General features: G+C 61.3%; 8 protein-coding genes and 1 pseudogene. All 9 read right to left on the bottom strand.

Annotation, left to right across the window (positions count from 1 at the left end; translation table 11 throughout):
- Positions 1–4: 4 nt before the first annotated feature.
- Entirely contained in the window at positions 5–1,141 is a 1,137-nt protein-coding gene (locus tag AB6O04_RS16880) for a glycosyltransferase family 4 protein (protein ID WP_368565361.1), read from the bottom strand.
- A gap of 49 nt (positions 1,142–1,190) precedes the next feature.
- Entirely contained in the window at positions 1,191–2,273 is a 1,083-nt protein-coding gene (locus AB6O04_RS16875) for an acyltransferase family protein (protein WP_368565359.1), read from the bottom strand.
- An 18-nt stretch (positions 2,274–2,291) separates the two neighbouring features.
- Complete coding sequence (locus AB6O04_RS16870) at positions 2,292–3,632, bottom strand: polysaccharide biosynthesis protein GumE (protein WP_368565358.1); 1,341 nt, start codon at positions 3,630–3,632, stop codon at positions 2,292–2,294.
- A 9-nt stretch (positions 3,633–3,641) separates the two neighbouring features.
- Positions 3,642–5,090, bottom strand: coding sequence for an undecaprenyl-phosphate glucose phosphotransferase (locus AB6O04_RS16865; protein WP_368565357.1), 1,449 nt, complete (start codon positions 5,088–5,090; stop codon positions 3,642–3,644).
- Between the two features lie 570 nt (positions 5,091–5,660).
- Positions 5,661–7,115, bottom strand: a complete 1,455-nt coding sequence (locus AB6O04_RS16860) for a GumC family protein (protein WP_368565356.1) — start codon at positions 7,113–7,115, stop codon at positions 5,661–5,663.
- Positions 7,094–7,789 carry a polysaccharide biosynthesis/export family protein gene (locus tag AB6O04_RS16855; RefSeq protein WP_368565355.1) on the bottom strand — a complete coding sequence of 232 codons (696 nt, stop codon included), beginning with the start codon at positions 7,787–7,789 and terminating at the stop codon, positions 7,094–7,096. Before AB6O04_RS16855 ends, AB6O04_RS16860 begins: the two co-directional genes overlap by 22 nt.
- Positions 7,790–8,289: 500 nt before the next feature.
- Entirely contained in the window at positions 8,290–10,881 is a 2,592-nt protein-coding gene (locus AB6O04_RS16850) for an exo 1,3/1,4-beta-D-glucan glucohydrolase (protein ID WP_368565354.1), read from the bottom strand.
- A gap of 109 nt (positions 10,882–10,990) precedes the next feature.
- Positions 10,991–12,418, bottom strand: a complete 1,428-nt coding sequence (locus tag AB6O04_RS16845; protein WP_368565353.1) for a sugar porter family MFS transporter — start codon at positions 12,416–12,418, stop codon at positions 10,991–10,993.
- Positions 12,419–12,604: 186 nt separating this feature from the next.
- Positions 12,605–12,784: pseudogene (locus AB6O04_RS16840) on the bottom strand (xylose isomerase); the annotation flags it as partial.

The following is a 12,784-nucleotide window of genomic DNA, read 5'->3' as shown; positions in this document are numbered from 1 at the left end:
GGCATCATTGGGCATGCCTGCGAGTGTCGGCGAATGCTTGCTGGTACTCATCGACATAACAGTCCACTACTTCGCGCCAGTCGTAGCGCTCGACGTGGCGCATGGCGTGTTCACGCTGCGACAAGAAGACATCCGGACTAACCTTCGCTAACCGGAGGATCGCCTGGACCGCGGCGCCAGGAGCATTAGCGTCGACCAGCACGCCCAGTTTCGATTCCGCATGCAGCTTGGCATAGGGCGGAATGGTGCTGAGGATGGGAACCAGGCCTGCGCTCATGGCTTCTATCGCGGCAATTCCAAACCCCTCGTGATGCGACAGCGAGACAAAATACTGGGCACGCGACAGCAACCGCGCCAGCTCGGCCTGCGATGGCGCGCTCTCGACGTCCACGTGCGCCTGCAGGCCGCGCGTGGCTATTGCCTTCGCAATGTCGGCGCGGGTGAGGTCGAATTCGCGACCGGCAATGATCAATCGCCACGCCTTGTCCTGCGCAACAAGCTGCTGAAGCAGGTCCAGCGTCTCGGGGATGCCTTTGTTCACCGACCAGCGGCCGATGCTGATAATGGTCTTGCCCGGCTCAAGCGAGCCCTTGCCTGCGAATTTCTGGATGTCTACACCGTTCTCGATCACGCGCAAACGCTTGGCCGCGACCACTTCGGCAAACGTGTCGCCGTCGTTCTGGCTGGTGGCCACGATGCGCCGGTACGCGCGTGCCGATGCGCGGGTAATGCTGCCGAACCAGAGCTTCTTCAACTTCGATGCATACGCGGTGTGAAAGAAGCCGCCATGGGTGGAGGCGATCATCGGCTTGCCGTGTAGCAAACGCGTCATGGCCAGGTAGTCGTAGAAGAAATCGATGCCATGCACGTGCACGACGTCGGCACCCTGCAGCGCACCCAGCACCTGTGGACACAGGGGATAACGCGTGGACCCCGTGTACGGCAAACGGCGTACCGGCACGCCTTCATGGACTTCCCTCGCGTCCAGGCGTTTTCCGTCCTCGCGGAAAACCCGGTCCAACGTCAGCACTTCCACCTGGTCGCGGCCGGCTTCCAGATGCCGGCGGGCGATGTTCAGCACCACCTCTTCCATGCCGCCCACGGAAGGGTGGAACTGACGGACGACATGCACCACCTTCATGCGCAGCCTCCGGGTGATTTGGAAGCCGCCGGTACGAGCGGCAGTCTGCTCATGCCGCCGCCCCCACCGTCTCGTTGCGAAGACCAAGTGCCCACGGCGCGTAGCGCAGCAGCACCCAGCGCATGGGTACGCACAGCGCGATCGAGAATATTGAGACCGTAACCGCCCACTCGGCGCCAGGTTTGGTGCCTGCCGGGAAAAGGCCCGCCAGTGCCGCGACGCCGGACAGGGCGAAGAAAACCAGAATATGCGTGCATAGAATCAAGAGTGTGTTGCGGCCGATCCATCGCAGTACCGCCGATTGCGCCGCCAGAGGACTGGCCAATAGGACCACCGATGTGCCGAGCAGGCTTGCGATGAGAAACTTCCACGCCGTGGCGCCAAACCGCAGCTGATTGATATCGACCCGGCCGTTGCTCCACGCCAACAACAGCCACGGCACGGCAATGAGAAGCGCTGCCGTGCAGCCCACCCACATGGATCGGGGCAAGGAAGCGCTTCTGCCCGCGACCGCGCCAACGGCGTAGTAAAGCAGCGCCACCGGCAGGACGTCCAGCGCGAACGGCAGCCGCAGTCCGGCACCTGGAAACGCCAGGATCCAGGCCAGCGCCGGCGGCAGCGATAGCAGTGCGATCATCTCCGGCTGCAGCACCCGGCGTAGCAACTGATACGCCAACGCGGTAACGAACAGCGCCGGCAGGAACCACAGCGCGGGATGCACGTACAACTGCGGCCCGATTCCGCTCAGCAATCCGATAAGCGGATCCCACCAGGGCAACTGGCCCCAACGCAGTGCCTTTTCGCCGATGTTGCGGGTAAGCAACCAGTAGGCGTACGCGACAAGGAAGAAGAAGACATACGGCACCAGCAGGGTCCGTACCAAGGTGTCCAGCAACTGCCGCAAGCTGTAGGCATCGCGTCGATCGGACAGCCAGCCAGACAGCACGAAGAACAGCGGCACGTGGAAGCTGTATGCCAGCACCGTGAACCAGGACGGTATGCCCTTGGCATGCCCCAGCACCACCAGTACGATCGCCACGCCCTTGGCGGCATCGATGCGTGGATCCCGTTCGGGCATCACCGGCGCGATGGCGCGTTGGCGCTGCAGGACGGCTTCTGTATTCGACGCCATGTCGTTTCCTCACTCCCTTCATGTAGCGGCTGCAATGGCGTGCGTACGGCCAGGCATCGGCGGTACCTGCGAATCGCTGGCAATGGGTGTTGCGGATATGGCCTGCAGCCGCCACAGGTAGCCGCAGGCGAACCACCACAGCCCCGCGGTCTTGATCGAAAAATACGAGTTGGAGACCAGCAGGCTCAGCGCGAACGCCAGCATGAAAAGATTCTTGAACAGCTGACCGTTGCTGGTGGGCATCCTGAGCAGGAACGAGTAGCCCAACAGGAACGCGAACACGATGACGATCGATTGCGCCGCGATGAAATAGGCAATGCCACTGTCGGAGTACCGATAAGGAGCCGCGAGATCGAGCCCGAACCATTCGCGCGGGCTCAGATTGACGATGGCATCGACCGACACGAATACGCGCCCCAGCAATGTGTCCTGGTAAGCGTCGACGCCCAGCGCCCACACCGCGAACCCGCCGACCAGCAGCACGCCGATGAAGATCGATGCCGCGAGCCATTGATCGATTCGCCGCAGCAACGGCGCGAGCAACAGCATCAACAGGCACGTCGCACTGGCCAGCCGCCCATCGGACGCAATCAACAGGAACAGGATCAGCATCAGCGAGAACAACATGCCGCCCAAACGCAGAGAACGCCAGAAAGTGACCACCACCGCGCAGAAGAAGATGATGAAGTTTCCCATCGTCACGGGCTCGACGAAGATCGAGGAAACCCGCGGCAGCTCGAATCCGGCCAGCCAGTTGCGCTCACCGGGACGCGTGGCGCTTACGTACAGCTTGCTGTCGTTCCAGAAATCTTCCTCGACATTGCCGCGCGTGTTGACGAAATAGCTGCGAGGATTGACCAGATCGCCGTACAGATTTGGCAACGCCATTTCGAACACGGCCACCAGCGAGACGATGATCGCCAGCCACAACACCAGTTTGCGCAGCGAGCCGCGGTAGGCGGTACCCAATGCGAGAAAAGCGAACGGGATGATCGCGTCGCGCGCGAGCTTCAGATCAAAGCGCCAGGTATCCAGGAAGCGGATCAGATTGAACGCGAGTACCAGCCCAAGCCCGGTCAGCACCAGCAAGATGCCTTCGCGCCCCAGTGTGCGCAGACCGAACAGGAAGCAACCGGCATATACCACCAGTTCGACCGCATAGGCGGCGGACGGACCTATGGAAAAAATGTTGGCGTTGAATGCCGCCAGCGCGAAGTTGTAGCCCACACCAAGCAGCAGCAGCGCCGCTACGGCCTGATTCCTCAGGCGATCACCCCGCGTGCGCGCGTCATCGATCCGCGCGCCGCCGGTACGCGCCGTCACCCGCGGATCTGTCCATGGCAGCGCGTGCGATTGCATCCGGCCAACTCAGTACGCTTGTTTCTGACCAAGTACCTTCACCACCGTCAGGACCATGATCTTCATATCCAGCCAAAGCGACCAGCGGCGGATGTAGTCCATGTCGTATTGAACGCGCTTCTTCATGTCGCGCAGCCTGGGCGTTTCGCCACGGAATCCGTTAACCTGGGCCCATCCGGTGATGCCCGGCTTCACATAGTGGCGGTGCATGTAGCAGTTGATCAGCCGGCCGTAGTGACTGTTGTGCTGGACCGCATGCGGACGCGGACCGACGATCGACATGCTGCCGCCCAGCACGTTGAACAGCTGCGGCAACTCGTCCAAGCTGCTGCGTCGCAGGAAGGCACCGATTCGCGTCACCCGCGGGTCGGAGCGCGTGGCCTGCTTCAGTTCTGCGCTGGGTTCCTGGTCTGTGCGCATCGAGCGGAACTTGAGCATCTGGAAAATCTTGCCGCCGCGGCCGTGTCGGTTCTGCCGGAACAGCACCGGGCCGGGGGAACTCAGCTTCACCGCGATGGCAATGCCGATCATGAGCGGCGACAGGATGATCAACGCGATGAGTGCCAGCACCCGGTCGACCACGCCTTTGGTGACGAAGAACGAATTGTCCGGAGCGCCGCTGCCTTGGCGAAGATTGATCACCGGCACGCTGCCCAGCTGCTCGCTGGACTGGTTGAGCACGGCCAGATCGGAGATATCGGGAATCAACTTGATCTTGATCGGCGTCTGCTCAAGCTTGGCGAGCACCGATTTGATCTGGTCCAGCTTGCCCAGCGGGAGCGATATCCACACCTCTTCCACGCTGTCGGTAGCCAGGTACTCGATCAGATGGTCCGCATCGCCCAGGCATTGCAGCTCAGTGCGCTCAGCGATAACGATATCTTCGCGGGTACTGAAGTAACCCACCATCTGCATACCTACCCAGGCGTTCTGGCGCAGATAGCGATGAATCTTGACCACCGGCGGGCGCAGCCCCACGACGACCACGCGTTGAACATCGATGCCTTGGCTGCGAATCCAGTACAGCACGCTGCGCGCGATCGTCCGCGACATGCCCAGCAGCGCGAATCCGATCACGAACCACAAGCCTACCCAAAGACGCGAGGTGTCCTGCCCAAGCTGCAAGCTCCAGGTGTGCACGGTGAACAGCAGGAACACGCCGGTCCAGGCCATGCCCAACATGGCGACCTCGCGGAGTACGCCACGCCCGCGCCAGCTGCGATACAGCGGAAACACGTTGAAGCAGATCATCGCGAACAGCAGCGATGTACTGATGGGAATCCGGTACTCGATGGCGGGTATCCATTCCCCGAAACGAAGCCGGTAGGCGATCAGGGCGGAAGCCAACACGACCGACAAATCCGCGAACCTGAGACACAGATCCGCGGCAGTGGAGTATTTGGACAGCAAACGGGGGGAAGACGCCGAAGTATCGGCGCTGATATTTGCCAGAAGCATTTTGAGTATTCCGCAACATGCTCGGTGCAGGCTTGACGCGGGGGGACGTCAAAGCGCGAACCGTGCTGTTTAGTCACCTTGTCGTCGCCTTCCTCGATGCCCTCCCGCATCGACCCCGGGTCTAACGACAAGCTCGCTTACTGGTGGAAAAAGCTGTTGGAAACTCCGCCGACTCCATCCGTTGTCTTTACTATTCCATTCATTCAAAAACCCTTGTTCTCGAGCGTACGATTGTTTTCGCTGCACTGCAACATAGTTCAATAGTGCGTGAAGGAAGTGTGAGCCACTGTGATTTTTGGTGGACCCGATCAAGCCGAGCATGGTCAAACGTGATTCGTCGCCCAAAACGAATGGGGAGTTGGACTGAACCTCACGACACGCGTCACTTACGGACTGCGATCTGTGCGGGATTTCCGAAACTCGTCCGCGAATTTTTTGAATCACGCATACGTACGATTTTGATCGTTGTCGCGATCCCGGAAAATTCTGTAGGCGAGAAGCGCACTCGAACTGCGTTCACTCATGCACCCAACCGGTGCGTGCGTGTGGTCATCAATTGGTAATGTTCAATCACGAAACTGGCCTATGGCTTGGTCGTAGGACATGCAGAAGCAACGCCACGATCAAGCCGAGGAAAACACCGAAGACGGCGGCCAGCGCCAGGTTGAACCCGATGCGTGGCGAGTACTTTTTAGTGGGCACGTCCGCGTTGTCGACCACGGAGATATTGTTGGCGCCAACATTGCCTGCCACGCCGATCTCTTTGAAGCGCTGCAACAAGCCGTCGTACAGCTGGCGATTGGTATCCGCTTCGCGCTTGAGCATGTTGTAGCGGATGCTGCGGTCCTGCAGATCCAGTTCGTCGCCCTTCAACTGTTCGATACGCTGTTCCAGCATCTGCTCATGCAGCAAAGCTGCATCGTATTGCGCCTTGATCGAGGCACGGATATGGGTGGCCTGCATGTTGATCTGGCGATCGATGTCGCTGATCTGGCTGTTCAAGCGCAACATCTCGGGATAATCCGCCTTGAACGTGCTCAGTTTCTGCTGGTACTCGGCGGACAGCTGCCCTCGCGTCTGCAGCATGTTCTGGATAAGGGGATTGGATACGACTTGAGGCAGCGCCAGGCCACTCGCGTTTCTCGCCTGGCTCCAGGCAGCCTCGCTTTGAATGCGCGCGTCCTGCGCTGTCGCCAGCAGTGCATTGAGTTCCGTCAGATTCTGCGCGGGCAATGAGGGTTTGCCGTCTCCCAAGGAGACGATCTTCTCCTGGCCTGCGAAGACAACGAAGTTCCGCTCCGAATCTTCCAGCCTTTGCTTGAGCTGGGCCAGGCGTTCGGACAGGTACTTGGTGGCGAATGTGGACGCTTCCAACCGGCGCTCCAGGCCGCTGGCAATGAATTCCTCGGCATAGGTATTGGCGACGCGTGCAGAAAGTTCGGGATCCGGCGAGTCGAAATTCACCTTCACCAGACGGGAGTTGCGCACCGGCTCGACCTTCAACGAAGCGAGCACCGAGCCGGTGAGCGCACGTTCGATCAGCGCCTGCTTCGACGTGTTGAGCTTGTCGGACACGCGCTCATCGGAAGCGCGCTTGCTGGCTGCGGCCTCCTCGTATTTCTCAAGCGCGGCCTCGACGTTTTCCTTGTAAAGCGGATGACTCGCCAACCCGGCCTTGGTGATCACCCGGCGCGCCAACGAACGGCTCATCAGCAGCTCGTACTGCGTTTGATAGAAGTCGCGATCCATCGGAGATTCGGTCGGCATCAGGTCGTCCATGTTCACGACCTTCATCGCCTCGCGCTCGATTTGCAGCGTGGTGGTCGCCCGGTACTGCGGCGTCATCGCCAGGCTTGCCGCCAGCGCCGCCAGCACCACGATCGTGGCGATCCCGGCGACCACCCACCATCGGCGAAGGATGGCGTGGCCAAACTCGGCCAAGGTGGCGGTGATGGGGGCGTCGTAGTCGGACTGGCGCAATGAGTCGGCTCGGACATTCGCGTTCATCGGTTGTAGGCCCGCCATACCGCGACGAAAGGCGTGAGCTCAACCAATGTGCGCAGCCACACTCGCGTATCGGAGCGGTCGACGATGATGATGTCGCCGCCGTAGATATCGGGATCGCGCAGCTTGCCCTCCTGGATCTGGATCAAATCGAACCGGGCGAATATGCGTTCGCCGCCCACCGTGCGGAATACGATAACGTTGTGCTGATTGGCGACATTGCTGACACCTCTGGCCAACGACACCGCTTGTTGCAGCGTCAGGTGCGGAGCACCCATCGCATAGATGCCGGTCTGTTCCACCGCACCGCTGACGGTCACTTTTTGATTGGGCGATTCCATCAGGGAAACCGTGACCTGCGGATCTTGCAGATAGCGGTCGCGATAACGCGCGGCTACCAGGTCCTGTATCTGGCTGATGGTCAAACCCGCTGTGTCGACCGCACCAATAAGGGGCAATGAGATCTTGCCGGCATTGTCGACCCGTACGTCGCGCTCGAGGTCTTCGACCTGGAAAACCTGCACTTTAAGCAGATCGCCCGGCCCGATCTTGTATTCGGGCCTGCCTAGCGCTTCGCTGACAGGATCCGCCGGCGGCAGTTCTCGGGTAGGCCCTCCAGCGCTACAGCCGAACAACGCCAACAGGCAGCTCCCCATCACCCAAGTACGCACCCATGTACGGTCGATCTTTCTCAAGCATGCCACCTTCGGATTCTGGGCCGCCATATCCGATGGCCGGCCTAAGGGTTATCGACACCTTGCCAAATCCTGGCGGTATTGATCAATCGCGTTTTGCAGTCCACTTCGGCCATTCATGCGGCGCCGATGGGTTATTCGAACCAAATTTGTGCAAGCGTGATCCGCTTGCACCAGCCAAACATATCCGGAGTTCGAAGACACATCTATCCCGGCAGCGCACTAACCTGCCATGAATATCGCAAAGTGTGGAATGGCCTGCATTACAGGCAATGGACTGCATTGCAACCCTGCATTCTGGGCTGCGGCTGGAGAAGATGGTGTGAAGGCGTTGGGTTCGCCGCCCTTGTAGGAGCGACGTAAGTCGCTCCTACAAGGGATTCTTCCGTGCTTTCGTAGAGCCGAGCTTGCTCGGCTGCTCTTCGATGTGTGCACACGGAACTCAAAAGCAGCGGAGCAAGCTCCGCTCTACGAAAAAGCTGCGACGCTGCATTTATTGCTTACTGCACAGCACACTTCACCACATGCTGTGCTTCATTCATCGCTCCCAGCGCAACGCGCGACAACGACAACTCGGTCTTGCCGGCCGTCTCCAACCGCAGCAACTGATCAAGCTTGCTTACGTCGGCACCGGCGGTGGCGAAGCATTTCAGCGGTATGCCCACCGTGGTCCATTCGCCCTTCGGCAATGCGGCCAAGCTGTCGCGCAACGGCAACTGCGCGGCGCAGCCGGAACCACAGCTCACGCCTACGTTGATGTCACCGGCTGGCAACGTTTCCGGCCGCACGGTCAGTACCAGCAAAACATCGCCATTGCTTTCGCGCGACAGGTCCAGCGGTGTGGACGACAGCAGTGCGACGCTGGCCTTGCCATCGCCGGACCACGACAAGCGACGCGCATCTTCCTGGGCGTTGTGATCCACCGCGGTGACGCGCAGGCTGCCGTCATGCAGGGCCGCTGGCAACGCGGCGACCTGACTGGCATGGCCTTCCGCGTTTTCCATCCGCAGCGTCATTCCCGGAGCCACTTGCCCCCGGGCGAAATAAACCCCTGCCACGGCTTGTTCGCCGGACACGCCGGAGTCTTCCGGCAGCGGTGCAACATCGCCTTTATCGGCATAGGTCAGGCCATAACCGAACGCGAACTGCGGGTTGTAGTCTTTCTGCCCCACGTTGTTGGCGTACTGCGTCGCCGTGCGCGGCCAGGAGTAGCTCAGCTTGCCCTTGAAGTCGTGCGCGACGCTGCCGTCGGCCTTGCGCAGCAGCACGTCGGCGATACCGCCGCCTTCCGAACCCGGCAGCCATGCGGCGACGAACGCATCGGACGCATTGATTTCGCGATTGACCCACAGCGGCCGTCCGCTCAGGAACACCGCCACCACCGGAATGCCTTCGGCCTTCAGGCGCTTGATCAGTTCCAGGTCGCTGTCGTCGCCGGGTTTGTACGCCAGCGTAGCGATATCGCCCTGGAATTCGGCGTAGGGATTCTCACCGAACACCACCACGGCAACATCGGGCTTCTGCGTGTAACGACCATCGACCGCCAGCACCGCTTTGCCGCCAGCCGCTTTCGCCTGCTGCTCGATACCTTCGAAAATCGAATCGGCGTTCGGATAATCCTTGCGCTTGGTGCCGGTGCCCTGCCAGTTCAACGTCCAACCGCCGGACTGCTTGCCGACGTCGTTGGCGCCATCGCCGGCCACCAGGATTGTCTTCTTCGGATCCAGCGGCAGTACGCCGTCCTGGTTCTTCAGCAGCACCAGCGATTCACGCACCGCTTGGCGTGCAACCGCACGGTGCTCAGGCGCGCCCAGCAATTCGAACTTGCCGCCCAGCGGACGCTTGGAAGGCTTGCCGGCTTCGAACAGACCCAGGCGGAACTTTACCCGCAGGATGCGCCGCACGGCGTCGTCCAGTCGTTCCATCGGCAGCGTGCCGGCTTTCACCGCCGCCAGCGCGGACTCGTAGAAACCCTTCCAGCTGTCCGGCGCCATCGCCATGTCCAGGCCGGCCGTGATCGTCGCCGGGCAGTTGTCGTTGGTGCAGCCCTTGATCTGGCCATGCCCGTTCCAATCGCCGACGACGAAACCGCCGAAATGCATCTGGCCTTTCAGCACGTCGGTCAGCAGATGCTGGTTGCCATGCATCTTTTCGCCGTTGACGCTGTTGAAGGACGCCATGACCGTCTGCGCGCCCGCCGCGATCGCAGGCGGATAACCCGCGCCATGGATGCGCGCCAGCTCGGCTTCGTCGACTTTGGTATCGCCTTGGTCCTTGCCGCCGGTGGTGCCGCCGTCGCCGAGGAAATGCTTCACCGATGCGATCACGTGCGAACCGTCCAGGAAGTCCGGCGAGCCGACCTTGCCCTGCAGACCTTCAACCACCTTGCCGGAGAAGCTGGCCACCACATCCGGCGATTCCGAATAGCCTTCATAGGTGCGGCCCCAGCGATCGTCCTGCGGCACCGCCACGGTCGGCGCGAACGCCCACTCCATGCCGGTGGTGCGCGTCTCGGTAGCGGTCACTTTGCCGATCTGCAGCATCAGGTCTGGGTTGCGGGTCGCGCCCAGGCCAATGTTGTGCGGGAACAAGGTCGCGCCCACGATATTGCTCTGGCCGTGCACGGCATCGATACCGAAGATGATCGGGACCGCCTTGCCGCCCGTACTGGTATCCATCGACGCGTCGTAGAACGCATCGGCCAATGCCAGCCATTCGGCGGGAGTGGCGTCGTATCGGCCGTCCGGATCGGAATTACCGCCGGCCAGCACCGAACCCAGCCGGTACTTGCGTACGTCTTCCGGCGTCAGGCTGGCGATGTCGCCCTGCACGATCTGGCCGACCTTTTCTTCCACCGTCATCTTCGCCAGCAGTTCGTCGATGCGCTTTTCGATAGCGGGATCTTCCGGCACCGGCCAGGCCACGGAGGGCCACGGCGAAGCGGACGTGGCGGACGCGGGCTTGTTTGCATCGTCGGTTTTGTTTCCGTCGCGGCAGCCTGACACCAACAACGCCAGCGCTACGGGAATGGCCAACAGCAAACTCGTCCGCAATGCGGGACGAAGACGGGAAGGCAAAGCAGGTGTGTTCAAGATCGTGGCTCCATCAAGCGTTGAACGATGAGATGCGGAAGATGAGGTTTGGACGTCATAGCAGAACGGCGGGAGCGGCAACTGCGCGCCCCCAACCGCATGGATCGCGTCAACCTTCCATCTGTTCCAATTCCTTGCCTTTGGTCTCGTGCACGTACTTGAGCACGAAGAAGACCGAGATGAACGCTGCCAGCGCGTACAGCCCGTACGCACCCGCCAGACCGATGCCCGCCAGCAACATCGGGAACGTCCAGGTGATCAGGAAGTTGCTGCCCCACTGGAACAGCCCCGCCACCGCCAGCCCCGAACCGCGGATCTGGTTCGGGAACATCTCGCCCAGCATCACCCACATCACCGGGCCCCAGGACATGTTGAAGAAGATCACGTAGACGTTGGCGGCGACCAGCGCCAGCATGCCCATGTTGTCGCTCAGCACCAGCTTGCCGTTTTCCAAGTTGCCACTGGCGAACGCCAGCGTCACCAGGCCCAACGTCACCGCCATGCCCGCGGAGCCGACCCACAGCAGCGGCTTGCGCCCGATCCGGTCGATCAGCGCCACCGTCACCAGGCATGCGCCGATGCTCAGCGCGCCGGACAACACATTGATCAGCAGCGCATCGTTTTCCGAGAAGCCGACCGCCTGCCACAGCACCGCGCCGTAGTAGAACACCACGTTGATGCCCACCAGTTGCTGGAACGTGGCCAGGCCGACACCGACCCATACGATCGGACGGACCCGGCCGCGCACCTTGTCGATCAGGTCCGACAGCCGCGGCCGGTGATGGTCGGTCGCCAGCGAGGCGTCGATCTCCGCCAACTTGCGCGTGCCGGATTCGTTGCCGTACAGCTTCACCAAGACCACCTGCGCTTTCTCGCGGCGACCGCGCGCCACCAGGTAGCGCGGGCTCTCTGGAATGAACAGCAGCGCGACCAGGAACAGCACCGCCGGGAACAGTTCGATCCAGAACATCCAGCGCCAGGCCTCGAACCCCAACCATAGTTCGGCCAGCGATGAACTGGCGATCTTGGCCAGCAGATAATTGCTGAGGAATGCGGCGAACAGACCGCCGATGATCGCGATCTGTTGCACCGTGGCCAGCCGGCCGCGGTACTGCGCCGCCGACACTTCGCTGATGTACGCCGGCGCCATCACGCTGGCTGCGCCGACCGCCAGGCCGCCGAGCACACGATAGATCACGAACTCGAACGACGACGTGGCGATGCCCGAACCCCAGGCCGACACGATGAAGAACACCGCCGCCGCGATCAGCATCGCGCGGCGGCCGTACAAATCCGCCATCCGTCCCGCGAAGAACGCACCGACGGCGCAGCCCAGCAGCATCGAGGCCACGTTGAATCCGGTGACCGCCGCATCCGAGCCGAATGCCTGCTTCAGCCCATCCACGGTGCCGTTGATGACGCCGCTGTCGAAGCCGAACAGAAAGCCACCGATGGTGGCGACGCAACTGATCAGGATGATGAACTTGGTGTTTTCCCCGTCCGCCGTGGAGGCTTTGGGGAGCGATACGCTGGTCATGTGGACACCTTATGAATGCGGCACTCAAATAATTTGAGTGCCTTCGATTTTCCCTCCCCTGCATCGCGGGGGAGGGCAAGGGTGGGGGGAACGGAGCCGGTCAATTTCAGTGAATTGTTCCAAATCAACAAGTAGTTTGGGTCGCGTTGAACGACGGCGCGCGGTGACGCGTGGCGAGAACTTGCGTCAGCGGAGCAGGTATTGATTCAACAGATTCTCATAAGCTTCCTGGCGACCGCTACGCTGGGTGGGTTCGCCAGTCTTGACGGCATACTCGCGCAGATCCGCCAGGCTGCTCTTGCCGGCTTCGAAGTCGCGGCCGGCGCCGGCATCGAAGCTGGCGTAGCGATCCTTGCGCCAGGTTTC

The sequence above is a fragment of the Pseudoxanthomonas sp. UTMC 1351 genome, from assembly GCF_040948865.1.
GTDB lineage: Bacteria > Pseudomonadota > Gammaproteobacteria > Xanthomonadales > Xanthomonadaceae > Pseudoxanthomonas_A.
The sequence above is the reverse complement of the archived record's forward strand: the minus strand, read 5'-3'. Positions and strand labels throughout refer to the sequence as shown.